The sequence below is a fragment of the Colwellia sp. SU-HH01172 genome (genome assembly GCF_057553355.1).
This window is the reverse complement of sequence record NZ_BAAJMB010000003.1, coordinates 459,920-486,757: the sequence shown is the minus strand read 5'-3', so window position 1 is coordinate 486,757 and position 26,838 is coordinate 459,920. Positions and strand designations below refer to the sequence as shown.

Here is a 26,838-nt window from a genome sequence, read left to right as displayed (position 1 = left end):
GCTTTCTGAATCTTAAAAGCGTGCATAATTTTCTTATATCCTTTTAACACGATGTTTTTATTTTTACTTAAATAGGCTCGTAAAATTAATTCCAGCGATAAGTGTAGTTGACAGAAGCTATATTCGTTCCATCATTACTACTGTTTGTTGCTGCATTTGAGTAATGTTTAAGTGAAAGTGAGAATCGATGCACTTTATTTAGTGCGATGCCTATTTCAATTCTATCTTCGAACAGCCAATTATCGCCTAAGTCTCTCCTTCCCCAAGTCGTTTGGTCAACGTAGGCAATACCAATACCCCCCCTAAAAAACCAATCTAAACTTTCAGTTTTCAATTTATAATTCAACATCGGGATGGCTGAGCCAGTTGTAATGTCCGGCCCATATAAATTTTGCCAAAAATGGACTGTTAAATCTAAATCAAGCCTTAGGTTGAGCTCTGTAAAATAAGGGAATGTAAGGTCAGTTTCAAAAATATAGCCATAGCTTTTCGTATTAGATTCATCTTTTGAAGTCGATTGACCTTTTGATAAGGTAATTCCATCAGCGAGGCTGATATTTGAAAAGAGCAAAATAGTGAACGTTAAAGCTAAAATTATTTTCATCATTTAATAAAATATTAGTCTGTATATAGTTAAAGCTAGTTAAGTAAATGATTTTTGTAAATATTCAATTTATAACTTTCTGTAGCTAATGAAACTTTTTAATATTGGTTTTCAGCAGCATTTCATTTTTATCAGTGATAAGATCTGTATTATTTTATAAAAGAATTATTATGGCGATTAATTGGTTCCCTGGGCATATGCATAAAGCCCAAAAAGAGATTAAAGAAATATTACCGCAAATTGATGTGGTAATTGAAGTGTGTGATGCTCGCTTACCTTTTAGTAGCGAAAACCCAATGATCACTGAAATTCGTGGTGATAAGCCTTTAATAAAAATTTTAAACAAATCAGATTTAGCTGACCCTAAAATAACTGAGTTATGGTTGAGCTATTTAGAGTCACAACATAATGTAAAAGCTATTGCCTTAACTACTGAGTCACCGTCGGTTGCCAAAACCATTCCTAATTTAATTCGAAAGTTGGCACCATCGAAAGATGAAGCGGGCAAACAAATAAACGCTGTTATTGTGGGCATTCCTAATGTTGGTAAATCAACCTTATTAAATACGCTTGTAGGTAAAGCTAAAGCAAAAGTCGGTAATGAACCAGCGGTTACCAAAGGCCAGCAAAGAATACGTTTAGAAGACGGTTTGTATTTGTACGATACTCCGGGCATGCTGTGGCCTAAAATTGTGAATCAAAATAGTGGTTATCGATTAGCTGTTACTAGCGCGGTTAAAGATACGGCTTTTGATCATGAAGAAATTGCCTGCTTTGCTGCTGAATATTTGCTAGAAGCTTACCCTGAGCGTTTACAAGAGCGTTATAAGATTGATGAGTTGCCAGAACAAGAAGTTGAATTAATTGAAGCGCTTGGTAAACGGAGAGGCTGTGTTAGAAGTGGTGGGCGTATTGATTTTCATAAAGCCTCTGAAATTTTAATTAATGAGATCAGAGATAAAACACTTGGCGGCATAACCTTTGAAACGCCAGAAATGATCATTAAAGAAACTGTTCATTTTGAAAAAGTTGAAGCTGATAAAGTTGCTGCTAGAGAAGCTAAAAAGCTTGCACGGGGCAGAGGACGTCGCAATAAGCGTTAATAGGAAAATTATAATTAAGGTATGAGTATGAATAAAGAATTTGTCTTGCATCCACAATTAGTCAATGATTGTTTTGTTATTACTGACTTTCCGTTATCGCGTTTACTATTATGTAATGATAGTGCGTTTCCTTGGTTTATATTAGTGCCTAAAGTTGATAATGTTCAAGATATTTATCAATTAGACTGGCAGGATCAACAACAATTATTAAATGAGTCGAGCATGCTAAGTGAAGTGCTGATGCAAGAATTTAATGGTGATAAAATGAATGTTGCGGCGTTGGGGAATGTTGTACCGCAACTGCACTTGCATCATATTGTTCGCTATAAAACCGATCCTTGTTGGCCAAAACCGATTTGGGGGCAACAAGCATTAACGCCTTATACTGATGCTGAACTTACTGAAGTAAAAGACCGTTTAATTCCGAAATTGACGGCAATTCTTGCAAGTAAAAACTAACATCCAAAGCGTTATGAAAATAGCCCACTACTAGCTGATAATGGGCTACTAATAAAATAATAGATGAAGTACTAAGCTATTGGCAGCTAAGCAACATTTCTTTTATCGGCAGCAACTTTAATCAGCGATAATGACTGGGCTAAATCGGCTATTAAGTCATCGACATTTTCAAGGCCGACAGATATTCTAATTAAGCTATCACTAATACCTGCCGCTAAACGCTCTTCTTGAGTGTATGGTGAATGTGTCATCGATGCAGGGTGTTGAATAAGAGACTCAGCATCTCCTAAACTTACGGCAATTGAAAATAGTTTCATACGGTTAATAAATTCACTACCGCCAGCTAAATCACTTTCAATTTCAAAGGCAATGACACCGCCAGCCGCTTTCATTTGCTTGCCAATGTACTTGTTGCCTGAGTGGCTCTTTAAACCAGGGTAGTAAACTTGAGAAACCATTTTTTCGCTTTCTAAAAACTCAGCAATTTTTTGAGCGTTGCTACAATGACGCTCCATGCGAATAGGTAAGGTTTTAAGGCCGCGCATAATAAGCCAGGCATCATGTGGGCTAATAGTCGCCCCAATATCTTTAAGTACCGTCATTTTAATATTCATGATCATTTCACTACTACCACAAATAATACCGGCAACCACATCACCATGACCGTTAAGGTATTTGGTTGCACTGTGCACAACTATGTCGATACCGTACTGTTTCGGTTGCTGTAAAACTGGCGTTAAAAATGTATTGTCGACAATTGAAATAATGTTGTGCCGCTGAGCAATTTTTCCAATAGCCGCTAAATCGTAAACTTCTAAATTTGGATTGACCGGCGTTTCTAAAAATATTACTTTAGTATTTGGCTTAATTGCCGCTTCTACTTCTGTTGGGTTGGCCATATCAACAAAGCTAACCTCAATGCCCCAGCGAGTAAGTTGGTGGTTCATTAATGCAAACGAACAGCCGTACACGGCTTTTGATGAAATTAAATGGTCACCGCAAGACAGATTTGCTAATAACGCACCTGAAACAGCTCCCATGCCGGTAGCTGTTGCAGCAGCATCTTCCATACCTTCCATTGCTGCAACACGCATTTCTAATTGTCTAGTTGTTGGGTTGCCTAAGCGACTATAGATATAGCCATCAGCTTCACCCGCGAATCTATCGGCACCTTGTTGAGCATCGTCAAAAATGAAAGTAGATGTTTGGTAAAGTGGTGTCGCTAAAGAGCCAAATTGCTCGTCATTGATACGGCCAGAATGGATGGCTTGAGTTTCGATATGCTTACTGTCAGACATAATATTCCTTTGCTTTTGATTCTGTTATTTTTCTTCGATCAAAATTAATGTGTAATAAAATAACTTTGTAATCTTACTATTAACTACCAGTAAGCAATAATATTGCCAATTAAAATAATCGTTATTAATCAGTGTTTTATTGTGAAATTGCAAATGCATATAAGTTTTTTGTAATATTATTATTACGAAGTATTGGCAGCGAATGGCACTACTAGTCTGCAGCGGCGATTTTTTACTACCGATAGCATATAATTCGTGGCATTCGAGCAGGCTATTACTAGTTTAAATTTTTGTAATAAATATGATACATTGTAATTTAATTATTACGTCGTTATATGGGTTTGGTATGCGGATTGAAATATTGTCTGAAGATAGGCTTGGTATTAGTCAGGAAATCTTGACGGCACTGACCGTGCTTAAGCTTAATATCAGTGCGATGGAAGTTACCTCGCAACGAATATTTGTTCACCTTGTTAATACTGCAGTAAGTTTTCCACATCTTGAAGCGGCATTGCTATCTATCTCTGGCGTAGAACATTGTAAGGAAGTTGATCTATTACCGTCAGAAAGTAGAGAACGACATTTAGAGGCACTATTAAATCGTTTACCTGATGCCATTATTGATATTGATGAAAATGCCTACGTTATGGCAATAAATCAGGCCGGTGAAAAGTTACTGCTTGCTCACCAACAACATAAGGGCGGGGCATTATCTGCAGATAGACTAAAAGGCGCCATGATTAGCCAGTTGCTTGATATGGAGATTGAGTTACCTTTACTCGATAAAGTTAGCTCTCAAAGTATTGAAATAGCAGGAAAGAGTTATATTGCTGAAATTAGTCCCATTCGTGAGCATGGAAGTAACTCTGGAGCGGTAATATCATTAAAATCAATAAGCCGCTTGGGACAACAAATTGCGATTCTACAAACACATGATGAACAAGGTATTGATCATATTATAGGTCAATCGGCCAGCATTCAACTTCTCAAGGAACAAACTGCCCGCTTTGCAGAGCTTGATTTACCGGTATTGATCAATGGCGAGACGGGGACAGGTAAAGAATTAGTTGCACGTGCATTGCATAATGCTAGCTATCGTCAAAAAGCGCCTTTTCTCGCAGTAAACTGTGCGACATTACCTGAGCACTTATTAGAAAGTGAGCTTTTTGGTTATGCAACTGGCGCTTTTACTGGCGCACAAAAAGGTGGTAAGCCGGGATTATTTGAGTTGGCTGAAGGGGGCACGGTATTTTTGGATGAAATAGCCGAAATGTCGCCATACTTACAAGCAAAATTGTTACGCTTTTTACAAGACTTTAAATTTCGCCGCTTAGGAGGGACTAAAGAGTTGCATGCTAACGTTCGCATAGTAAGTGCGACTCATCAAAACTTACTAACTATGATTTCAAAGCAGCAGTTTAGGGAAGATTTATTTTACCGTCTTAATGTGCTGAATTTAAATTCACCACCATTACGAGAACGGTCGGAAGACATAGAGTTATTAGCGGAGCACTTCGTCACGTTAGCGGCAAATCAAATGAATTTAGCGCGACCAAAACTTGAAGCTAGTGCAATGCAGCTATTAATTTCCTTTCCTTGGCCAGGCAATATTCGCGAGTTGCAAAACGTGTTGTTTCGCGCCATAGCACTCAATGAAGGAGAAGATATTACTGCTGAAGGAATTTCTGTTGCACTTGCACAATTTACTCAAAGCTTAGAACAAGAGGCAGTGGCAACTAAAAGCACTGTTAGCGACTGGGCAAGTGCACAGGCACAGTTTGAGAAAAAACTATTGCTCGATTTATATCCACTTTATCCAACAACACGAAAACTCGCAAAACGGCTACAGGTTTCGCACAACAAAATAGCCATGAAGTTAAGACAGTTTGATATTAAGTTGTGAATATCAAACTGCTTTTAAATAACAATTGTTTAAGCTGTTAATCTTCTAATATTTTATAAAGAATTTTTTTAACGTTTTGTGGCTCAAACGGTTTGTCACACATAGCAGTGACACCTTCAGTGAGAATATTCGCCAAATGGGTGTCATTACTTTCACTGGTAACCATAAGTACAGGTAAATGTGATTGTTCACTTTCATTTCGAATATAGCGGGTGAGTTCTTTACCATCGACTTCTGGCATATTGTAGTCAGTAACCACTAAGTCAAACATGTTTTCTTTTAATAACGTAATAGCCTCGCTACCATCAACAGCTTCAGTTATTTTTAATAACCCTAAGTTATTGAGTACCCGTTTAATATGATTACGGGCAAGGCGGCTATCGTCGACTAATAAAACACGAACCTCATGAACATCAAAGTATTCTAGCTCTAATTCATCAGTGGACAGTAAGTCAATGGTGGTATTAATAGCCGTTGCTAAGTGGTCAGGTGTAAAAGGTTTTGGCAACAAGGCAATAACACCCGATTGCTTAAATTCTTCTAAATTTTCGCGGCGATGCTCGCTAGTTACTAGCATAAAAGGCGTGTCGGCGATTGTTGGGTTATTTCTAATTTTTTTCAATAAGTCTAATGCAGTACCGTCATCAAAATACATGGCACTAGTAATGAGATCGCGTGGATGTGTTTCTACACTTGCATATGCTTCAGCGATAGATTTTGCTTCAGACAGTTGGGTTATCCCTTGCTGTTTTAATTCTTTGATGATGATTTTTCGTTGCAGATCTGAAGGCTCAACGACAAGTAAGGATAATTCATTAGGGTTCATAATTTGACTCAATATTTTCTGACTGTGAATTGTTGGCTTAACCACCAATAAATTTAACTTTAAATCCGCTTTTTTCGAGCACGAGTTTTATTTCGTCGCGCTTATCACCTTGAATTTCGATGACTTCACCAACTACACTGCCACCGGTGCCACAGGTTTTTTTCAGTTTTTTTGCAAGTTCTTTTAAGGCTTTGTCATCGAGACCTAGCCCAGTTATTGTTACTACGCCTTTGCCTTTTCTTCCTTTAGTTTCACGGCGTACTTTTGCAAAGCCGTCAGAGGCGGTAATCGTTTTTTGTGCTGTTTGCTTAATTCTGCCCTGTGAAGTTGAATAAACAAGCGAGTCATCGTCGACTAAAGTTGTTTTTTCGTCATCGATTGTTTTACCGAAAGCGCCCGCTAAATCACTAAGGCTAGAAAATGTTTTTGTCATAATAGACACTACTCACTATATTTTAGATAAAATAAAACCACTACAAGAGTGGTTTTATTATACATGAATTTTACGGTGAGAATATTAGCTTAAAGCTTACTTTCTAACTCAGGAAGAGCATCAAATAAATCAGCAACAATACCGTAGTCAGCTACTTGGAAAATTGGTGCTTCAGCATCTTTGTTGATAGCAACAATGATTTTTGAATCTTTCATACCGGCTAAATGTTGAATAGCACCTGAAATACCAACGGCAATGTATAAGTCAGGGGCAACAATTTTACCTGTTTGACCAACTTGCATGTCGTTAGGTACAAAACCAGCATCAACCGCGGCACGTGATGCACCAATAGCTGCGCCTAGCTTGTCAGCAATACCATCAAGAAGCTTGAAGTTATCGCCATTTTGCATACCACGACCGCCAGAGATAACCACACCAGCTGCACCTAAGTCAGGTCTTTCAGATACAGAAAGTTCGTCATTTACATGGCTAGAAGTACCTGCATCAGTTGCTTTATCTAGTGCTACAACTTCTGCACTTCCGTCAGTTGCTACCGCGTCGAAACCGGTAGGGCGCACTGTGATTACTTTTTTGCTATCTAAACTTTGAACGGTAGCAATGGCGTTACCTGCGTAAATAGGGCGAACAAATGTATCGCTACTTTCTACGGCAATAATGTCTGAAATTTGTGCAACATCTAATAAGGCAGCAACACGTGGCATAAAGTTCTTACCCGTTGTTAATGCTGTGGCAACTATGTGGTCATAGTCAGCTGCTAATTCAGTAACTAACAATGAAACGTTTTCAGCTAGTTGATGTTCGTATGCTGCGTTATCAGCAACTAATACTTTAGCTACGCCGTTAACTTTGCTTGCTGCATCGACAACTGCTTGACAGTTATGACCAGCAACTAAAAGGTGAATTTCGCCACCCATAGCTTGTGCCGCAGCAATTGTTTTTAAGGTATCAGCTTTTAATTGACTATTATCGTGTTCGGCAAATACTAATACGCTCATGAGATCACCTTCGCTTCATTTTTTAATTTTTCTACTAATTCATCAATGCTTTCAACAATAATACCTGCTTGACGCTCCGCAGGTGGTGTTACTTTAATGACATTCGTACGTGCGGTTAAATCAATACCAAAGTCAGCGGCTGCTTTAACATCAAGTGGTTTACGTTTTGCTTTCATAATATTTGGTAATGAAGCATAACGTGGCTCGTTCAAACGTAAGTCAGTCGTTACGATTGCAGGCAAGTTTAAGGCTACAGTTTGTAAGCCGCCGTCTACTTCACGGGTTACGTTTACTTTGTCGCCATCAACGTTAACGGCAGAAGCGAACGTACCTTGCGCTAAGCCGGTTAAGGCTGCAAGCATTTGGCCCGTTTGGTTGTTGTCACTATCAATTGATTGCTTACCAAGAATAACCAACTGTGGTTGCTCTTCTTCAACGACTTTTTGTAGTAATTTCGCTACATGCAATGAATCTAAATTTTGATCGGTATCGATTTGAATTGCGCGATCAGCACCTAGGGCTAATGCTGTACGTAACTGCTCTTGGCATGACTTATCGCCAATAGATACGGCGATAACTTCTGTCGCTGTTCCTGCTTCTTTTAAACGAACCGCTTCTTCAACTGCGATTTCACAAAATGGGTTAATTGCCATTTTTACATTAGCAAGATCGACATTGGAGTTGTCTGCTTTAACACGTACTTTTACGTTATAGTCAATAACGCGTTTGATGGGTACTAATACTTTCATCGTTGCCTCTGAGTGTGCTTGTTGTTGGTAATATTGGCTAAACTAAATAAACTTCAGCTTAACGCTATAATTATGGTTTGAAAGACTACTTGTAGATTACGTTTACGTCAACGTCTTCTTCTTATATCGTCAATCAAATTGCGCTTAAACAAATATTATCGGTAAATAATGCAATACAGGATAGTATTTACTTCGAAAATATCTATAATGTTGGATGTTATCAAACAGGTGTTTGAAAATCAAACGAGTGTTTGAATTTTTCATAAGAAATTGAATCATGATGGGAGATGTTATGGAACGCGAATCAATGGAGTTTGACGTTGTAATTGTTGGAGCTGGTCCTGCAGGCCTATCAACTGCTTGTCAATTAATGAAACTTGCACAAGAAAAAGAACAAGAACTAATGGTGTGTGTGGTTGAAAAAGGCTCGGAAGTAGGGGCTCACATACTTTCTGGTGCTGTTTTTGAACCAAGAGCATTAGCTGAATTATTTCCTGATTGGAAAGAAAAAGGTGCTCCGTTAAATACCGCCGTCACGGGTGATGATATTTATTTATTTAATGGCGAAGATAGCGCGGTTAAATTACCAGGCTTTAGTGTGCCTAAAACTATGCATAACGAAGGCAATTACATTGTCAGCATGGGCAATGTTTGTCGCTGGTTAGCAGAGCAAGCTGAACAACTTGGCGTAGAAATCTTCCCGGGTTTCCCAGCACAAGATGTTATTTACAATGAAGACGGCAGTGTGGGTGGTGTTATTACCGGTGACATGGGTTTAGATACTGAAGGTAAGCCGAAAGATTCATTTATGCCGGGTATGGAATTAAAAGCGAAATACACGGTTTTTGCTGAAGGTTGTCGTGGCCATCTAGGTAAAGAGCTTATTGCTAAGTTCTCGCTAGATGCCGATAAATCTCCGCAACACTATGGCTTAGGTTTTAAAGAAATTTGGGATATTGCTCCTGAAAAACATCAAGAAGGTTTAGTGGTGCATTCTGCTGGCTGGCCGTTAGAAAAAGATACCACAGGTGGTGGCTATTTATATCATGCAGAAAACAATCAAGTATTTGTTGGGCTAATTGTTGATTTAAATTACAGCAATCCACACTTGAGTCCATTTGATGAATTCCAACGTTACAAGCATCATCCAAAAATTGCTCAATACCTTGAGGGCGGTAAGCGCGTATCATACGGTGCTAGAGCTATGGCAAAAGGTGGCTTTAATTCATTACCTAAAATGACCATGCCAGGTGCGGTATTAGTCGGTTGTGATGCTGGTACCATTAACTTTGCCAAAATTAAAGGTAATCACACGGCGATGAAGTCAGGCATGCTAGCGGCTGAGTCGATATTTGAAGCATTAGCATCCGGTGATGAAGGCGGTAAAGAGTTAACAAGTTATACTGAAAAGTATCAAAATTCTTGGTTATATGATGAGTTATACAATACTCGCAACTTTGGCCCAGCCATGCACAAATTTGGTACATTCATTGGTGGTGCGTATAACACGCTTGATCAAAACTTCTTTGGTGGTAAGTTACCGTTCAATTTTAAAGATGAAACATTAGACCATGAGCAGTTAAAGCTTGCTAAAGATGCACCGGTGATTAATTATCCGAAACCTGATAATAAATTGAGTTTTGATAAACTGTCATCAGTATTTTTATCAAACACAAACCACGAAGAAGAGCAGCCATGCCACTTAAAACTGGCTGATAGCAGTATTCCAATTAGTGTTAACTTAGCTAAATATGCTGAGCCTGCACAACGATATTGCCCTGCTGGTGTTTATGAAGTTGAAAGTACAGAGGAAGGCGATAAGTTTGTCATTAATTCGCAAAACTGTGTGCACTGTAAAACCTGTGATATTAAAGATCCTGCTCAAAATATTACTTGGGTAACGCCAGAAGGAACCGGCGGACCTAACTATCCAAATATGTAATTGGTTAGTTAGTTAACTGTCTACAGTACATCGTCACTCTTTCGCATCCATGCGATCGTGACATACCGTTCACCCTGAACATAAAAAGCCTGCAATTGTAGGCTTTTTTATACTTGTCAGAAAATAAAACTAATTGGTTTCTATTAAATTGAACTCAGACAATGCTGGGATTTCAAGCTGTAATTTATTTTCTATTTCATCTAGTGCGATCAGACGAGCACAAATTTTTTCAGCTTTAACCTCTAACGCGTTAGCTTGGTTGCTAATGCCTAGCTTGATGTCATTAGCCATGGTCTCTATACGTTGATCAAAGGTTTCAACACGTTGCTCACTACTTTGTTCTTCGCGATGGGTCATAGCTTCGCCAACGGCAATTAAAATGGTGCCAACAGAATCGGAGACAATCGACTCTATTTCTTTTTCAAACTCACCCGCAAAAACTTCATCAAAATCGTCAAAGTCTTGCGGTGCTATGTAGTAACTGTCATCGCTATGATTAAATCTAGCGCGCAATCGCCATTTCATCTCATCAAACTTTTCTTGAAACTGTTGATGAGAGGCACTATTTTCACCGGTTAAGCCACTTATAACTTTGTTTACTGCTTTTAAGCCCAGCTCAACACCCTCAATGGCAATAGAAACAATTGCCGGTACTTCTGCTCTAATACCGGTACTATATTCACTTAATTGTTTTTGCTGCTCTGTGCTTAATTGAACTTCTCTGCCATTAACAAAAAGTTGATGTTGACCATTTACTTGCACATAGGTTTGGCCGTGATTAACAATACGGATATGAGCAGGGTCGATAATGACACCGTGGGTAAAGTTAATGTCGCATTGCTGTGCTTGAGCAATGCTAGAAAAAAAGCTTATGAACAATAAGCTGCGGGCAATAAATGCCATGATAAACTCCAGAGCTGCAAATATTACTATCAAGTATAATGTAACAACAAAACGGTGAAAGTTATGTTGTTACAATAGGATCGATATGAATTTTCCGTTCTTTGTAAATTAATCGGCTTGGACCGTATTCACGACGGGTTCTGTCATGGTATTCACCAACGTTAAGTTGCACGCCATGATACACTCTTTCTGTTGCCTCGACATAAACACTGGTCATGTACTCTTGTATAGTTTCTTCAATTGATTCTTTTTCTGATAAGTATTGCCCCATTTTTTTAGCGTGATGCTGATAGGTCGATAATACTTTTGCTAGCATTTCAGGCTTAGCTTTATCTTTCGGTAATTTTTTCAGTTTGTTTACCGCAGCTTTAAGTTCAGAGGTTTTATCGGATTCAATTGTTATCGATTCATCAAGCGCTGCTATTTGCTCTAAGTATTGATTCACTTTATCTTGAAAAGAGATAATGGTGGTACTACCTGCCGTTGCGCCAACGGTACCTGCTCGAACCGATTCTCCCGCTCGAATATAACCGGCAATGAGTTTACCGTTAGGCTTCTCTTCGGTGCCTACCCAAAGCGTTGAGTCAACTTTGACAATGTTGTGCATCATTTGGTTTTCGATACGTAGCGAGTCACAACTAATTTCCGCATATTGACTATATTTAGCAAAAACTTTTCCTGCCGCTTTAATATTAACACTCATGCTAATTTGCGAAACGTCTAGGTCTTCAACTTCTTGCTTTTTACCAATAATGCCTGTGCCGATAGTAATATCACCACCGGCTTCTAAGGTTGCCGATTCAACAAAACCACCAACAGAAATATCACCGGTTGCATGAACTTTCATACCCTCGCAAACATCACCGTCAATAATTACACTGCCTTGGAATTTTACATGACCGGTACTGATATCAACATTCTTGATTTGATAAACATTATCTACTTCCATACCATTTTCGATAATTCGCGGTAGGCCAACTAAGGTGGAGACCAAAATGCTGTTATTTTTCGGGCTTAATGTTGTACCGTCACCGACGTGCATTTCCAAATCATTGCCGGGGGTTGGCTCTAATAAATCACCAGTAACGGTATAACCTTGAATACCTTCAGTTAATGGGATTTTTTTAGCCAGAGGATCTCCTACTTTGACACAGATAATGTCACCAAGATCACGCATATCAACGCTACCATCTTCACGTTTTTTCGGCTTTAAAATGCGATCTTGAGCACTTTCAACAAGCAGCTTTATGCGCGAGTCTTTGCCATCAATAGGCAACTTACCCTGAGCGATTTCACCTTTGACTAATGAACCCGCTGGCTCCTTTGCCGCTTGTTTAGCAAGTTTAATTAATTGTTCCTTGCTAAAGCCTTTGCATACACCGGCTTCTTGTGCCGCATTTAAGATGGCTTTTGCACTCATGTGCTTGCCTCCTAATGCGGTAGATATTTCTGCCGAAGCCGACATGTTATCGTTTTCAACGCTGATGGTAATAGTGGCGTCACGACGTTCAAGAACTTGATACTTTATCTCGCGACCGGGTTGGTTTGCTTGTAAGGGTTTTAAAACACTATTTAATTCAGCAATGGCATTTTTTATATTGCCATTGTCAACATACAAATTACTAAATTCTGAGCTTTCAATTAGCTCATGAATATGGACTTCAGTTAACGGTGTCGTTGTTTTAACTGGAGATAGCACTAGGTCTATATTGTTTTTATTATTTGCTACTAAGTTTGCCTTGCTCACACTCGTATAACTCCATTATTTACGAAATTTTGACGTTCCTTAAATATAATTTTCTTGATGAACTTTGATAAAATTTGCGGTACCGACTTTTGAATAATCTATTTTATACTCTTTATTGTCCATTGCTTGCACAAAGACTAAGGTTTTTTCTTCACCAAAAACTTCGGTCATGCTGACATCAACAACTTCTTGATAGGCTTTTTTGGCTTCCGAACGCTTTTGCGGAATGGCACCTTTATATAAACCCATGCCGACATTGCTCACTATAACAACAGGATGTGCGCCGTTGACCACGAGTAGATCAATCTTTTTGTTTTTATGAATAATCGTATTACGACCACTAGTTATATAATTTTTGTCAATCAAAATGCTCTCCCTCTTGAGAATCAATCACTATGCTACTTGTTGATTATAACGGTTATAGACGTATTTTTCCTTCCAGTTAAATAAACTTTGTCATTTACCCGCAACCGAAAAATTTATTTATAGAAATAACATATAATGGCATCAAATATATAAAGATTTGAACGACTAAGCAATACTAAAGCCACCGACACCGCAATATAGTAGCGGAATATCTGTTTACTTATCGTAACAAGCTATTTCGTTACTCTTTATTAACATTCTTCTAACTAAATCTAAACTGCGTGCGGCAACAATTTGCTGGAAATAGTTTCTTGAAACCGGAATACAGTAATATTTTGCTTGTATTTGTTCTTTATTTCCCCAAGCAATCCAAACTGAACCTACGGGCTTTTCTGCTGTGCCACCATCAGGCCCGGCAATGCCGGATACGGCTATGGTAAAGTCTGCTCCTGAATTCATTAAGGCGCCATGGGCCATTGCTAACACCGTTTCTTTACTAACCGCGCCATGTTTTACCAATGTCGCTTTAGGCACGCCGAGCATTTTACTTTTCATGTCATTTGAGTAAGTAACAAATCCAGCCTCGAAAATAGCAGAAGCCCCTGAAATGGCAGTGATTTGGCTGGCAATGAGACCTCCGGTACAAGATTCTGCGACGGTGATTTTTTGCTTTGAGTCTATTAGCAAAGGCACAAGATAGTCCGCTAAGGTGGTATTTTCATTGGCGCCGCTAGCTAAAATATGATCACCCAATAATAGCGTTAATTGTTCTAACCATTGAGGGATTAACGTTCGACCTTTTTGGCAATGTGTTACTAGCTTTAATTCGAGAATTGGCATTGCTGCCCGAAAACCGATGCTGATTTCTGCTGGCCAGTTAGGTAATGACTGGTTAATTAACGCTTGAAGGCTTGATTCTCCAATACCAAAAAGGTGCAGGCGCCTAATGTCGTGATCGGTAGGGCTAGGGAAATGTGTTTGCAATAGTGGGACTATTTCATCGCTTAACATATGAGTTAGTTCACTAGGAACGCCAGGGGTGCAAATAACGAGACATTGATTTAGCTCAAGACTAAAACCAACGGCACTGCCAGTTTTATTGGCGATGACAGTGCTATTTTCAGGTAAATAGGCTTGTTTTAAATTTGGCTCGTTCAGTATTGTATTGCGCTTTTCTGCCCACAAAACTAAGTGTTGATGTGCCTGTTGGTTCAGTTGTAATTTTACTTGGCAAGCGTTAGCTAAAACTTGCGCGGTTAGATCATCTGCCGTTGGTCCTAATCCGCCATTAATAATCAGTAAGTCTGACTCTTTGCTGAGCCTAGTTATTTCGTAGGCAAGTAAGTTCTCGTCATCACCTAAGGTGATTTTTTTACTAATACTTAAGCCCGCGTCATTTAGCTGTTGAGCAAATAACACTGAATTGGTATCAACAACGTCACCATTCATCAATTCACTGCCGGTTAGCAGTAAGCTTACTCTAGTGTCCATAGTGCAAATAATCCTGACAAAATTTAGTAATGCCATAGTAGCGAAAAAAAGACTATATTACTGAGAAAAATCATAGGGAATTTTATTTTTAAGTTTGTTTTAAACCTTTTTCATAAATCCCGTGACTAACTAGTTAAACAACTATGAATAAGTTATAGGAAATATTATGCGTTCTTCTTTGGTAAAGTTAATTTCAACAACCAGTATGGTTACTCTGTTAAGTTTTTCAGTTCATGCCGATGTGATTGACGAGATTGTGCAATCGTTCGATGTTAGTGATAACGCTTCATTTCGACTTGATAATGTTAATGGTTCGGTAAAAATATCATCTTGGGATAAAGCCGAGATTAAAGTGACTGCCACTATCACTGCCGATAACCAAGATGATCGCGAAAATATTATTGTTGATATGAAACAAACGTCTGTTGGGGTAAATGTTGAAACTCGATATAAAGAAAAACAGGGCTGGGGACGAAATAGCAATTCTGGCAAAGTTGAATATATTGTCAGCGTACCAAGTGATACCTCGTTATCTGATATTGACCTTGTTAATGGTTCATTGACAATTAATGATGTAAAAGGCGAAGTAAATGCTGAACTTGTTAATGGTTCTATTAAGGCCCATGGTCTTGCAAATAATGGTGAATTTAGCTCGGTTAATGGCAGTATTAAAATTACCTATGCTGAGTTATCGAATGATTTAGACCGTATTGATGTTGAAACAGTTAACGGCAGCATTAAAGTTTCAATGCCTAAATCGTTAAGTGCAACGGTGGAAGCAGAAACCATGCATGGCAGTATTAAAACAGACTTTGGTTTGGTCGCTGAAAAGAACATGTTCACTGGACGTCACTTAAACGGTGAGGTCGGCAATGGCGATATTAAAATTACCATGGAAAGTGTTAATGGCAGTGTTAAGTTAATGAGTCACTAGTCTATATAATTAACCGACAATGAGTAATAAAAAAGCGAGTAAAGATACTGGCTTTTTTTTATTTCTGTTAACGGCTCTGAATTATTTACACTATTATGAGTATAATAGTAGTAATTAGCGCTATTAGGTTATCAATTGAAGCAAATAATAAATACAAAATGGTTCGTTTTCCTGATCCTATTCTCCATTATTTTCACGCACTCTTTAATAGGCACTATTAAGGCGAAGGAATATGTTATTGGTGTTGAAGATGTTAGTTATTATCCGTTATATGACTTTTCTGCCGAGCTGCCTAATAAAGCGAGTTTTACCAAAGAACTGTTGAGCACATTCTTTAACACACAAGGTTACCAATTTAAGTTTTTACCATTGCCGGTTAAAAGGTTTGATAAGTGGTATATGGAAGAAGCCATAGACTTTAAATTCCCAGATAATATTCGTTGGCGTGAAGGCGACTCTAAGGAACTCAATATTACCTATAGCGAGCCCGTGTTGCGCTTAATGGCGGGATCATTTGTTCTAAAGAAAAACAAAAATATTGCTCGTAAAGATATTACTCGTTTAGGGACCATTTTCGGTTTCTTTCCTACTTTGTGGTATGACAGGGTGCAAGATAACTCGCTTGAATTAGTCGAGGTGTCTTCGCCTTATAGTATTGTCAAACATATGTTACGTGGTAACCTGCAAGCAACCAATATTGATAAGAATGTGATTGATTACAATTTAAAGCTACTTGGCCATCAAGATGATGAGATTGTATTAAATGAAGGTATTAAGCATGAAGACTATGCTTACCACTTTTCTTCAATTCATCACCCTCATATTATTAAAGAGTTCAATCTGTTTTTAAAAAACAATAAGCAATTAGTTGCCAGTATTAAAGCTAAATACAAGGTCAATGAAGTCCTGCCCAAGTAGTTATTTAGATCTTAACTTATAGAGAGTTTCTTGCACATGTCAGAACAAAACGAATGTTTTCATCGCACATTTTTGTGTGGTAAATGGTACCGGAGTGAGCATGATGATGCCGGAAATGCATTCACTGAATATGCGCAAATGTCAGAAGATGGCCATTATGAATTTACCTTTATCCAACATGATGATGTCGGTAACATTAGTGAGCAAACCGTTGAGTCTGGTGATTGGGGGCTTGTTGGCGATATACATTTTACTATCAGTAAAAGTGAATTTATTGATGATGAGCATTACGCCGCCGATTTAACCCATGAAGATAATTACCATGCCTATCGGGTATTAACGTTAAATAGCCAAATATTCGAATATCAACATATCTTAACCAATGAAGTGTTTATCCTACGGCGAGTTATTGATAATATTGCGCTTAGTTAATACCTGAATGAAAATTCAATATTTCTAATTTATCCGTTTACATTAATTACCTTGTTGAGAACTCCAATGAAGCAAATTAAAGCCGCCAGTTTAATTACCGCGATTAAAACACCTTTCAATGCTAAAGGTGATATAGATTTTGATACCTATGACCAGTTAGTTGCTCAACAAGTAAAGGCGGGCGTAGACGGTATTGTTGTTGGTGGCACAACAGGTGAAGGGCACTTGTTAACCTGGGAAGAGCATTTAATTCTGATTGCCCACAGTGTGCATAAACACGGAAAAGACTTATTAATTATCGGTAATACTGGCAGTAATAACACTCGTGAAGCGATAAAAGCCACACAACACGGCTTTGCAACAGGAATGGATGCGGCATTACAAATTAACCCATATTATGGTCGCAGTTCTTTTGCTGGTGTTAGCGCTCATTTTGAAAAAGTTTTAGATATTGGTCCGGCATTTATCTATAACGTACCGGGTCGCACCGGACAAGATTTAACGCCTGATTTAATTGAACCGCTTTCAAAACACAAAAACTTTATAGGTGTAAAAGAATGTGCGGGAAATGATCGTATTGCCTATTATGAAGAACGTGGCATTGCCTGTTGGTCAGGTAACGATGACGAAAGCGCCGTAGGGCGCCATCAACATGGCTCACACGGTGTAATTTCAGTTACGTCGAACATTGTTCCGGGTTTAATGCGTAAACTAATGGACTCACCAAATGAGGCCCTTAATAAGCAGTTACAGCCGCTAATGAATTGGCTGTTTTGTGAGCCAAACCCTATTGCTATAAATACCACCTTGATGATGACTGGTGCTGTAGCACCTATTTTTAGAATGCCATATAAAGCATTAACGAAAGCACAACGTGAACAAGGTTTAGCCTTGTTATCTGAATTATCTCAACAGGAACTTGTTGGCGAGCAGTTAAACTTAATGGCAGATGAAGATTTCAAATATAGCTATTAATCGCTATTTAGTTGTTCAGGTAATCTTTAAAAACGGTGAGCTTATGCTCACCGTTTTGCTATTAGAAGAATTTATTTAGACAAGGCTAGGGTTAACCTTGTAAATTTTGGACGCAAGTCTGCAGGCAATGCAAAGTCATGCTCAATATTGTGAATAGGGCAGGTAAATTTAAGTTGTACAGCACAAAGCTGCAAATCAACTTGCTGGTCTAATTGCTTTTCGTCACTGTTATTTGGCTCGTCGCTTTTTTGTTGTCCATGCAGTCTGTCGCCAAGTACCGGAAAACCTATGCTGGCCGCATGAATACGTATTTGGTGCTTACGGCCTGATTCAATATTCACTTGTAACAATGACAAGTCGTTTGCTTTTTCATAACTAAGGTGTGAAAAATGACTACAAGCTGGCTTACCATCAATGGCTAATTCAACTGTTTCTGGTTGCGGACGTTGTTGGTGATCACCGTGCACAATAATTTGGTAGGTTTTCTCTAATTCGTGCTGTTCAAACATCTTGCTCAAGGCACGCGCCGCTTTTTTACTGTGAGCAACTAAAATTAGTCCTGTGGCCGCACGGTCGAGTCGATGAACAGCAAATACTGCCCGCTCTGGTTGTAAGTTCTTTTGCGCCCAGCGAGTAATAGTGCAGTGATCACTCCATTTTGAGCCTTGTGACAACATACCATAGGGCTTATACCAAACACTGTAGTCGGTTAAATCTGCAATTAATCTTGCTGGCGTAGGGCTTTGGTTTAACACATTTTCATCGTAGTAAAAGTGCAGTTTATCACCGATAGTTAAGGTTTTTTTTAGGCGACGACAACGTTGAGTTGTTTTGCCACGACTATGCCATAACGCGCCCTTATCAATGGCTTTTTTTAACTCACCGACACTAACATCGCATTGCAGTTGCAAGGCTTCAATAATGCTGATGCTACGATCAATGTTGATATGACATTCAAATTTTTTCAAAACGAACCTACTCAATGTTTTCTTGTTGATCAGTTTAACAAATTTATTGTGAAAATTGGCGCTTGAATCGATAACTTGACTACTTGTTCGATAAAATAAAATTAAAAATTCACTATCTATTCAATTTAAGGCAATTGAGCTTGGTTTTTATTGTCATAGAGCGATAAAATGGCAAGTAATAGTAAAACTAATTGAGAGCAAAAAATGCAACGTAATGAAGAATTATTTCCTTTAGACAATGTTGGTAATGCATTATGGGGAATGTTAGAAGGTGGTGATGACTTAACCGTTGAAAGAGAATTTGAATTTTCGGTTATTTTCTCTGAGCAAGAACAAGCATTAAAGTTTGGTCAATTACTGTTAGAAAACAATCAAAAATTATCGTTTTGCCCGTACCAAGGTGACGAAGAATTTCCATGGGAAATTACTGCCTATCCATTTATGTCGGCAAGTTATGAAAATATTGCCGCGTATCAAGAATTATTAACCACCAGTGCCACGCCATTTTCGGGTAAGTACGACGGCTGGTATTGCGTTGACGCTAGTAAGTAACATTACCTGTTAACGATTAAGCTAGGAAAATAGCATGGAAGAACAACAATTTAGTCGACTTAAAAAAGTCAGTGCTAAATCATTTAATGCTCAAAAAGCGATAATTAAAAAAGTGTTGGCGGGGCGAGATATTTCCTGCCAGCATTGTGGTACCGCCATTCGTGTTGTATTACCTGAAGACAAGCAAACAACCGGGTTATATTGCGCTAAAGGCTGTACCAATATTGCATTAGACTTTGTTTTATAAAAGCTAAGTAACTTTGTAGTTGATGAAATTTACTTAGCTTTTTAGTAACTTATTTATTATAAAAATGTCGCAATATCTGCCAAATTTTTCTTGGTAGTGGCATGGTGTGGCACAGTTGCATCGTCACTCGGGTAGCCAGCAATTAATAACATGTAAGGTCGACTGTTATCGTCACGGCCACAAACCTTACTTAAAAATGACATCGGCTTAGGCGTGTGAGTCAAAGTTACTAAGCCGCTAGAGTGCAGGGCGTTAATTAAAAAGCCAGTAGCAATCCCCACTGACTCGTGAACATAGTAGTTAGTATTTTTTTCTTCAATCGAAATACCGCCTTTCTTTTCACTAAATATAGCAATCAGCCATGGGGCATGTTCTAAATAAGGTTTGTTTGCATCTGTACCTAATGGCTTTAACGCATCTAACCATTCTTCGCCAGCACGGCCTTGATAAAAATTACTCTCGTGAATTTCAGCTTGCTGACGAATTTGCTTTTTAACCTCAGCATCATTAATGGCAACAAAATGCCATGGCTGATGATTAGCGCCACTGGGTGCGGTTCCCGCCGCTTTGATACAATTTTCAATCACTTCTTTAGCAACAGGGCGATCACTAAAACTACGAATACTATGGCGACGTTTAATATTTTCATAGAACTGTGCTGAACGCTCAAGCATCTCTTCACTTGGGTACTCAATATAATCGCTTAACGGTGACGCGTCGTGGGCTTGCATATAACTTCCTATTTTTTTTCGTTTAGCTTAGCGAAAAAATAAATTACAAAGCAAGTGTTATTGTTTGAAAAGTCTATTCAGGGCCTGAATTATATTTGGTTTTCTGGCGCTAAGGCTATTAACCACTTTAAGCTTAGCTAGAGGCTATATTAAAACTGGCGGTGTGTTTGTCGAGATAGTTTATCAAGATAGTTATTCAACCCCGTACGGCGACGAATTACTTCTGCTTGGTAAACTCCAATAGACAAAAAGGTTGCCATGATCAGGCTGACAATCAGTAAATGAACTTCTTGAATATAAGCTGACACTAAGCTTGTTATTACCGCGCCAATAACACAATAACTTAATGCTATGCGCAGCCAAGTATAAACAGCGAGCATTGTTTTATGTTTGGGTAATGGCTTTAGTTGTGAACTTGTTTTCAAGGCTTAGCTACTTACTGATGAGTTATGAATGTCTAATCAATCAGTATAAATAAACTAAGGGGAATACATAAGGCTATATCTATTCAAAAATGATATATGAAAGAGGCTAACTTTATAACCTAGATAGCAGCTTGGGTTTAGTCTTTTTTATTTTTCGTATATTGCGTTGAATGAGCTTAGTAAAAAAGCGCCCTAGGGCGCTTTTTAAACTTTAACGTAACGAATAAATTTACAAATTAGCCAATAAATTTACGCGCGTTACGGAACATACGTACCCAAGGAGAATCTTCTTGCCATTCGTCTGGGTGCCATGAGTTTGAAACCGTGCGGAATACACGCTCAGGGTGTGGCATCATAATAGTTACGCGACCATCTGTTGTAGTAAGCGCTGTGATCCCGTCTGGAGAGCCGTTAGGGTTCGCCGGGTAGGTTTCTGTTACTTGGCCATAGTTATCAACATAACGCATCGCAACTGTGCCTGATTCATTAGCCGCATCAATGGCTTCATCAGAGCTAAATTCAGTACGTCCTTCACCGTGAGAAACAGCAATTGGCATACGAGAGCCCGCCATACCTTCAAAGAAGATAGATGGGTTTTCTTGAATTTCTACTAAGCTAAAGCGCGCTTCAAAGCGCTCTGATTTGTTTTGTACAAAACGAGGCCAAGCTTCTGAGCCAGGAATAATTTCTTTTAGGTTAGACAACATTTGACAGCCGTTACAAACACCTAAAGAGAAAGTATCTTCACGTTCGAAGAAAGCTTTAAACATGGCTTTGGCATCTTTGTTGAACAAGATTGATTTTGCCCAACCTTCACCAGCACCTAATACATCGCCGTATGAGAAACCACCACAAGCAACTAAGCCGTTAAAATCAGCTAAATCAGTACGACCTGATAATATGTCAGACATATGCACGTCAATGGCGATAAAACCGGCGCGATCAAATGCTGCTGCCATTTCTACATGAGAGTTAACACCTTGCTCACGTAAAATTGCGATGCGTGGGTTAGTGCCATTTTGAGCATCTTTAGCGATAAGCTCTGCAACAACGTCTTCATTGATATCAAAGCTCAATTCGGTGTTTAAACCCGGATCTTCAGTATCGAATTTAACGTCGTGTTCTTGCTGCGCACACTCTGGGTTATCACGCAGTGATTGCATTTTAAACGTGGTTTGTGCCCACGTTGTGCGGTAGTAAGTGCGTGAATTTTCTAATACAACTTCGCCGTCGCGGCTAAAGCGGATGGTGTCTTCATTGTTAATACGGCCAATGTCTGTACAGTATTCTAAAATACCGTGCTCGGCTAATACCGTATGAGTGGCATCAATATCGCTTTCGCGAATTTGAATAACCGCGCCTAATTCTTCGTTGAACAATACGTCAACATCATTGCCTGAAGCAGACGTTAATGCGCTTAAGTCAATATCAACACCGGTATGGCCTGCAAATGCCATTTCAACAACCGAGGTAAATAAACCACCGTCTGATCTATCATGGTAAGCCACTAATTTTTCGTCGCGTACTAAGGTTTGCATGGCATTGAAGAAACCTTTTAAGGTTTCAGGGCTGTCAACATCTGGCGTTTCGCTACCAAGCTGCTTGTAAACTTGCGCTAAACACGAACCACCTAAACGGTTTTTACCTTTAGATAAGTCGATTGCAACGATGCGCGTATCGCCTAAGTCAGTACGTAATTGTGGTGTAACAGTTTTGCGAATATCTTCAACAACACCAAAAGCGGTGATAATTAATGACATTGGCGAGGTTACTGATTTTTCTTCACCGTTATCTTCCCATTGCGTACGCATCGACATAGAGTCTTTACCTACTGGGATAGTTAAACCAAGAGCAGGACAAAGTTCTTCACCAATGGCTTTAACTGCTTCGTATAAACCCGCATCTTCACCTGGGTGGCCAGCTGGCGACATCCAGTTTGCAGAAAGCTTAATACGGTTTAAATCTCCGATATCAGTACCAGCAATGTTGGTTAATGACTCAGCTACAGCTAAACGAGCCGAGGCGCCAAAGTTAAGTAATGCCACTGGCGTACGTTCACCTAGTGACATCGCTTCACCGTGGTAAGAATCAAGTGCTGACGCGGTAACACCACAGTCAGCCACAGGAACTTGCCAAGGGCCAACCATTTGATCGCGATTAACCATGCCAGTTACTGAGCGGTCGCCAATGGTGATTAAGAAAGTTTTTTCAGCAACCGTAGGTAATGATAAAATTCTGTCAGCAGCATCTGTTAGGTCGATATCTGCTAACGGTAATTCATCACCTGCAGCTGTCTTAGTGGCAACGTCTTTGAAAATTTTTGGTGTTTTACCTAATAATACGTCAAGCGGTAAATCAATTGGTGTATCTAATTTATCATTGCCTGCAAAATGCTCATCAGTAACGGTTAACTGCTCTTCTTCTGTTGCGCGGCCAACAACGGCAAAAGGAGCACGTTCACGGGCACAAATAGTTTTAAAGGTTTCAAGGTTTTCATCTGATACCGCAATAACATAACGCTCTTGAGATTCGTTACACCAAATCTCATGTGGAGCCATGCTACGTTCGTCGTTTGGTACGTTGCGAAGTTCAAATACACCGCCACGACCGCCGTCTGAAACAAGTTCAGGGAAAGCGTTTGATAAACCACCTGCACCAACATCGTGAATAAAGGCAATAGGGTTTTGTTCACCTAGTTGCCAACATTTATCGATAACTTCCTGACAGCGACGTTCCATTTCTGGGTTTTCACGTTGCACTGAAGCGAAATCTAGATTTTCAGCTGACTGACCTGAAGCCATTGAAGAAGCTGCACCGCCACCTAAGCCAATGTTCATTGCTGGGCCGCCAAGGGCAATTAAGTGTGCGCCAACAACAATTTCACGTTTTTGCACGTGTTCATCACGAATGTTACCTAAACCACCGGCAAGCATAATTGGCTTGTGGTAACCACGAACTTCAGCACCATTGAATGAGTTCACTTCTTCTTCGTATGTTCTAAAATATCCTAAAATAGCTGGACGACCAAATTCGTTGTTAAATGCCGCGCCACCTAATGGACCTTCCATCATAATATCAAATGCTGAAACGATACGACTTGGCTTGCCGAAATCTGATTCCCAAGGCTGTTCAAAATTTGGAATACGTAAGTTTGATACTGAAAAACCCACTAAACCTGCTTTGGGTTTAGAACCAACACCTGTAGCACCTTCATCACGAATTTCACCACCAGAGCCTGTTGCTGCACCTGGGTATGGCGAAATAGCCGTTGGGTGGTTATGGGTTTCAACCTTCATTAATACTTGAATGTCTTCATGGTTGTAACCGTAAGCATTGGTTTCAGGATTCGGGAAGAAACGACCGCCTTTATTACCTACCATCACCGCTGCATTGTCTTTATAAGCACTTAAAACAAAATCAGGATTTACTTCATGGGTATTGCGGATCATTTTAAATAATGATTTTGGTTGTTTTACGCCATCAATAGTCCAGTCAGCGTTAAATATTTTATGACGACAATGCTCTGAGTTTGCTTGCGCAAACATGTAAAGTTCGATGTCGTGCGGGTTACGACCTAATTTGCTGAAGTTTTCGAATAAGTAGTTAACTTCATCTTCAGCTAAGGCTAAACCTAAGTCGATATTGGCTTGAACTAAAGCATTTTTGCCGCCATGTTCAATATCAATCGCGGTTAATTCACCCGGCTCAGCGGTGGCAAAAAGAGTAGTCGCTTGCGCCATTTCCGTGAAAACGGCTTCCATCATGCGATCTGAAATTAAGTTGTTTAACTGCACTTGTTGCTCGGCGGTCAATGTATCGCCGACAACATAGTAAGCGATACCGCGCTCTAAACGAGAAATTTTGGCTAAGCCACAGTTATGCGCTATATCGGTAGATTTTGATGACCAAGGTGAAATAGTGCCTGGACGAGGAGTAACTAATAAAAATTGCCCAACAGGTTCATGTTCTTCAATTGTTGGTCCATACTTAAGAAGTTGCTGTAAAACTTCAGTTTCTTCAGTATTTAATTCTTCTGTAATATGTGCAAAGTGGGTAAATTCAGCATAGATATCCGTGACGGGCAGTTGCAGCTCAGAACACTGATTTAGTAGCTTGTTTACTCTAAATTCAGATAGTGCTGGCGCACCGCGAAGGGTTTTCATCAACATCGACATAGTCTATTTCACCGGTTTAGATTAATTAAGGATAAAAAACGCGCGTATTATAGATGAAGCGACCAGATTAGAGAAACAATTTGTCTTAATTAAGGCTAATTTTTTAGGGCTAAGTTTATAAAATTGTAAAAAGAGCTTTTTTAATAAATGATTTCACGTGACAATAGGACACTATGATAAAAAAACAAATAAAATCATTTGCTAAAAAAGTTAAAGCTATTAATGCTTTGACCTTGTTGTTAGTGTTATTTTCGCTGGTTTTATCCGGCTGTAAAACCGAACAATCTCCAGCAAATTTGCAACGCATTATTGATCGAGGCTATGTCACCGTAGGTACACTTTATGGTAATACCAGTTACTATTTAGATGCAGAAGGGCCGGCAGGTTTTGAATATGAATTAGCACAAAAGTATGCCGAATTTTTAGGTGTTGAGCTTAAAATGATGCCGAGTTACAACCTTAATGAATTGTTTGAACAACTAAATAGTGGTGAAGTCGACTTTTTAGCGGCGGGATTGTCAGTAACCGACGAGCGGCTGCAACAGTTTCGCTTTGCTCCTGGTTACGACAATATCAGTCAAAAGCTGGTATTTAAGCAAGGCAAAGCCAGACCCCGAAAATTAAGTGATTTAACTGGCAAACTTGCTGTGGTTGCGCAATCTAGCCATGTTGAAAACTTACTGCAATTAAAACAAAGTAACGCAGAGCTAACCTGGTCTGAAACCAATGAGTTAGATAGTGAAGAGTTGTTACTGAGTGTGCTATCAGGGGAGATAGACTATACGGTTGTCGATAGTAATACTTTAGCGATTAATCGACGGTATTATCCTGAAATTAGTATTGGCTTTACTATTCGTAAAGCTGATCCCTTAGCTTGGGTTGTCAGTAAGTATACTGATGATTCAATTTTGGCAAGCTTGATAGAGTTTTTTGGCCAAGTACACCATAACGGGGTTTTACTTGCCCTTGATGATAAATATTATGGTCACATAGAAGAGTTTAACTATGTTGATACGCGTATGTTTATTAAGGCGATAGAGAATAAACTCCCTAAATATCAAGAGTTATTTCAAAAATATGGTCAAGAGATGGATTGGCGTTTACTCGCGGCCATAAGTTATCAAGAATCACACTGGGATCCTCATGCCCGCTCATATACCGGAGTTCGTGGTATGATGATGCTAACCTTGCCTACTGCGAAACAAATGGGCATAAAAAGTCGCTTAGATGCGGAGCAAAGTATTCGAGGTGGCGCTAAGTATTTTAAACAGCTTATTGATCGCATGCCAGCAAGAGTGCCTGACCCCGATCGATTATGGTTTGCCTTAGCGTCATATAATATCGGTTTAGGACATTTAAATGATGCCCGTGAAATAACACGACAACAAGGGGGCGATCCTGACCGTTGGGTAGAGGTCAAAGAGCGTTTACCCTTATTGAAACAGAAAAAGTATTATAAAAAGACCCGCTACGGCTATGCTCGTGGTGATGAACCGGTTAACTATGTTGAAAATATTCGCCGTTATTACGACACCTTAACTTGGATGGATGATCAAAATAAAAAGTTAGCACCGAGAAATGAGCTAGCTAAAGATGTTAAAGAAGCGGTTACTGAGTAATTAACGCATAAAAACTAATCTA

At 39.2% G+C, this 26,838-nt stretch carries 25 protein-coding genes; 11 read left to right on the top strand and 14 right to left on the bottom strand.

Going from position 1 to position 26,838, the window contains the following annotated elements; all coding sequences use genetic code 11:
* Positions 1–85: 85 nt before the first annotated feature.
* Entirely contained in the window at positions 86–607 is a 522-nt protein-coding gene (locus AC27JP_RS11605; protein WP_487115189.1) for an acyloxyacyl hydrolase, read from the bottom strand.
* Positions 608–774: 167 nt separating this feature from the next.
* On the opposite strand from AC27JP_RS11605, the gene ylqF reads away from it, so the two are divergent.
* Entirely contained in the window at positions 775–1,707 is a 933-nt protein-coding gene (gene ylqF, locus AC27JP_RS11600) for a ribosome biogenesis GTPase YlqF (protein WP_487115187.1), read from the top strand.
* Between the two features lie 27 nt (positions 1,708–1,734).
* Positions 1,735–2,166, top strand: a complete 432-nt coding sequence (locus AC27JP_RS11595; RefSeq protein WP_487115186.1) for an HIT domain-containing protein — start codon at positions 1,735–1,737, stop codon at positions 2,164–2,166.
* Positions 2,167–2,252: 86 nt separating this feature from the next.
* Here the strand turns inward: AC27JP_RS11595 and megL are convergent, their stop codons facing one another.
* Complete coding sequence (megL, locus tag AC27JP_RS11590; protein ID WP_487115184.1) at positions 2,253–3,464, bottom strand: methionine gamma-lyase; 1,212 nt, start codon at positions 3,462–3,464, stop codon at positions 2,253–2,255.
* A 346-nt stretch (positions 3,465–3,810) separates the two neighbouring features.
* Here megL and AC27JP_RS11585 point away from each other — a divergent pair, with 346 nt between their 5' ends.
* On the top strand, positions 3,811–5,367 hold the full coding sequence (locus AC27JP_RS11585; protein ID WP_487115182.1) for a sigma 54-interacting transcriptional regulator: 1,557 nt from the start codon (positions 3,811–3,813) through the stop codon (positions 5,365–5,367).
* Positions 5,368–5,404: 37 nt separating this feature from the next.
* Here AC27JP_RS11585 and AC27JP_RS11580 read toward each other — a convergent pair whose 3' ends face one another.
* From AC27JP_RS11580 to AC27JP_RS11565, 4 genes are all read right to left on the bottom strand, one after another.
* Positions 5,405–6,193 (bottom strand): response regulator, encoded by a 789-nt coding sequence (locus tag AC27JP_RS11580; RefSeq protein WP_487115180.1) that lies wholly within the window; start codon positions 6,191–6,193, stop codon positions 5,405–5,407.
* 37 nt (positions 6,194–6,230) lie between these two features.
* On the bottom strand, positions 6,231–6,626 hold the full coding sequence (locus tag AC27JP_RS11575; RefSeq protein WP_487115178.1) for an SUI1 family translation initiation factor: 396 nt from the start codon (positions 6,624–6,626) through the stop codon (positions 6,231–6,233).
* An 89-nt stretch (positions 6,627–6,715) separates the two neighbouring features.
* On the bottom strand, positions 6,716–7,642 hold the full coding sequence (locus tag AC27JP_RS11570; protein ID WP_487115176.1) for an electron transfer flavoprotein subunit alpha/FixB family protein: 927 nt from the start codon (positions 7,640–7,642) through the stop codon (positions 6,716–6,718).
* Complete coding sequence (locus AC27JP_RS11565; protein ID WP_487115174.1) at positions 7,639–8,391, bottom strand: electron transfer flavoprotein subunit beta/FixA family protein; 753 nt, start codon at positions 8,389–8,391, stop codon at positions 7,639–7,641. Before AC27JP_RS11565 ends, AC27JP_RS11570 begins: the two co-directional genes overlap by 4 nt.
* 292 nt (positions 8,392–8,683) lie before the next feature.
* Between AC27JP_RS11565 and AC27JP_RS11560 the strand changes: the two genes are divergently transcribed.
* Positions 8,684–10,333 carry an electron transfer flavoprotein-ubiquinone oxidoreductase gene (locus AC27JP_RS11560; protein WP_487115172.1) on the top strand — a complete coding sequence of 550 codons (1,650 nt, stop codon included), beginning with the start codon at positions 8,684–8,686 and terminating at the stop codon, positions 10,331–10,333.
* Positions 10,334–10,462: 129 nt separating this feature from the next.
* Here the strand turns inward: AC27JP_RS11560 and AC27JP_RS11555 are convergent, their stop codons facing one another.
* The 4 genes from AC27JP_RS11555 to AC27JP_RS11540 form a co-directional block, all read right to left on the bottom strand.
* Entirely contained in the window at positions 10,463–11,236 is a 774-nt protein-coding gene (locus AC27JP_RS11555; protein ID WP_487115170.1) for a DUF2884 family protein, read from the bottom strand.
* 61 nt (positions 11,237–11,297) lie between these two features.
* A complete protein-coding gene (locus AC27JP_RS11550; protein WP_487115168.1) occupies positions 11,298–12,983 on the bottom strand; it encodes a flagellar assembly protein A in 1,686 nt (561 codons plus the stop codon).
* 39 nt (positions 12,984–13,022) lie between these two features.
* A complete protein-coding gene (locus AC27JP_RS11545; RefSeq protein WP_487115166.1) occupies positions 13,023–13,349 on the bottom strand; it encodes a hypothetical protein in 327 nt (108 codons plus the stop codon).
* Between the two features lie 216 nt (positions 13,350–13,565).
* Complete coding sequence (locus tag AC27JP_RS11540) at positions 13,566–14,840, bottom strand: CinA family nicotinamide mononucleotide deamidase-related protein (RefSeq protein WP_487115164.1); 1,275 nt, start codon at positions 14,838–14,840, stop codon at positions 13,566–13,568.
* 166 nt (positions 14,841–15,006) lie between these two features.
* On the opposite strand from AC27JP_RS11540, the gene AC27JP_RS11535 reads away from it, so the two are divergent.
* From AC27JP_RS11535 to dapA, 4 genes are all read left to right on the top strand, one after another.
* Complete coding sequence (locus AC27JP_RS11535; RefSeq protein ID WP_487115162.1) at positions 15,007–15,774, top strand: DUF4097 family beta strand repeat-containing protein; 768 nt, start codon at positions 15,007–15,009, stop codon at positions 15,772–15,774.
* 135 nt (positions 15,775–15,909) lie between these two features.
* Positions 15,910–16,692, top strand: coding sequence for a hypothetical protein (locus tag AC27JP_RS11530; RefSeq protein WP_487115160.1), 783 nt, complete (start codon positions 15,910–15,912; stop codon positions 16,690–16,692).
* Positions 16,693–16,728: 36 nt separating this feature from the next.
* Complete coding sequence (locus AC27JP_RS11525) at positions 16,729–17,124, top strand: hypothetical protein (RefSeq protein WP_487115158.1); 396 nt, start codon at positions 16,729–16,731, stop codon at positions 17,122–17,124.
* Positions 17,125–17,178: 54 nt separating this feature from the next.
* Complete coding sequence (dapA, locus tag AC27JP_RS11520) at positions 17,179–18,099, top strand: 4-hydroxy-tetrahydrodipicolinate synthase (protein ID WP_487115156.1); 921 nt, start codon at positions 17,179–17,181, stop codon at positions 18,097–18,099.
* A gap of 71 nt (positions 18,100–18,170) precedes the next feature.
* Here the strand turns inward: dapA and AC27JP_RS11515 are convergent, their stop codons facing one another.
* Positions 18,171–19,067, bottom strand: a complete 897-nt coding sequence (locus tag AC27JP_RS11515; RefSeq protein WP_487115154.1) for an RluA family pseudouridine synthase — start codon at positions 19,065–19,067, stop codon at positions 18,171–18,173.
* A gap of 204 nt (positions 19,068–19,271) precedes the next feature.
* Here AC27JP_RS11515 and AC27JP_RS11510 point away from each other — a divergent pair, with 204 nt between their 5' ends.
* A complete protein-coding gene (locus AC27JP_RS11510; protein WP_487115152.1) occupies positions 19,272–19,619 on the top strand; it encodes a ribonuclease E inhibitor RraB in 348 nt (115 codons plus the stop codon).
* 34 nt (positions 19,620–19,653) lie between these two features.
* A complete protein-coding gene (locus AC27JP_RS11505; RefSeq protein ID WP_487115150.1) occupies positions 19,654–19,866 on the top strand; it encodes a hypothetical protein in 213 nt (70 codons plus the stop codon).
* Positions 19,867–19,922: 56 nt separating this feature from the next.
* Here AC27JP_RS11505 and AC27JP_RS11500 read toward each other — a convergent pair whose 3' ends face one another.
* The 3 genes from AC27JP_RS11500 to purL form a co-directional block, all read right to left on the bottom strand.
* The gene (locus AC27JP_RS11500) at positions 19,923–20,597 is read right to left on the bottom strand and encodes a nitroreductase family protein (protein ID WP_487115148.1); all 675 of its coding nucleotides are present in this window, start codon (positions 20,595–20,597) and stop codon (positions 19,923–19,925) included.
* Positions 20,598–20,746: 149 nt separating this feature from the next.
* Positions 20,747–21,022: a hypothetical protein gene (locus AC27JP_RS11495; RefSeq protein ID WP_487115146.1), complete on the bottom strand. Its 276-nt coding sequence runs from the start codon at positions 21,020–21,022 to the stop codon at positions 20,747–20,749.
* Positions 21,023–21,258: 236 nt separating this feature from the next.
* Positions 21,259–25,185 carry a phosphoribosylformylglycinamidine synthase gene (gene purL / locus AC27JP_RS11490; RefSeq protein ID WP_487115144.1) on the bottom strand — a complete coding sequence of 1,309 codons (3,927 nt, stop codon included), beginning with the start codon at positions 25,183–25,185 and terminating at the stop codon, positions 21,259–21,261.
* Positions 25,186–25,370: 185 nt separating this feature from the next.
* Here purL and mltF point away from each other — a divergent pair, with 185 nt between their 5' ends.
* Positions 25,371–26,816, top strand: coding sequence for a membrane-bound lytic murein transglycosylase MltF (gene mltF / locus AC27JP_RS11485; RefSeq protein ID WP_487115142.1), 1,446 nt, complete (start codon positions 25,371–25,373; stop codon positions 26,814–26,816).
* Positions 26,817–26,838 lie beyond the last annotated feature (22 nt).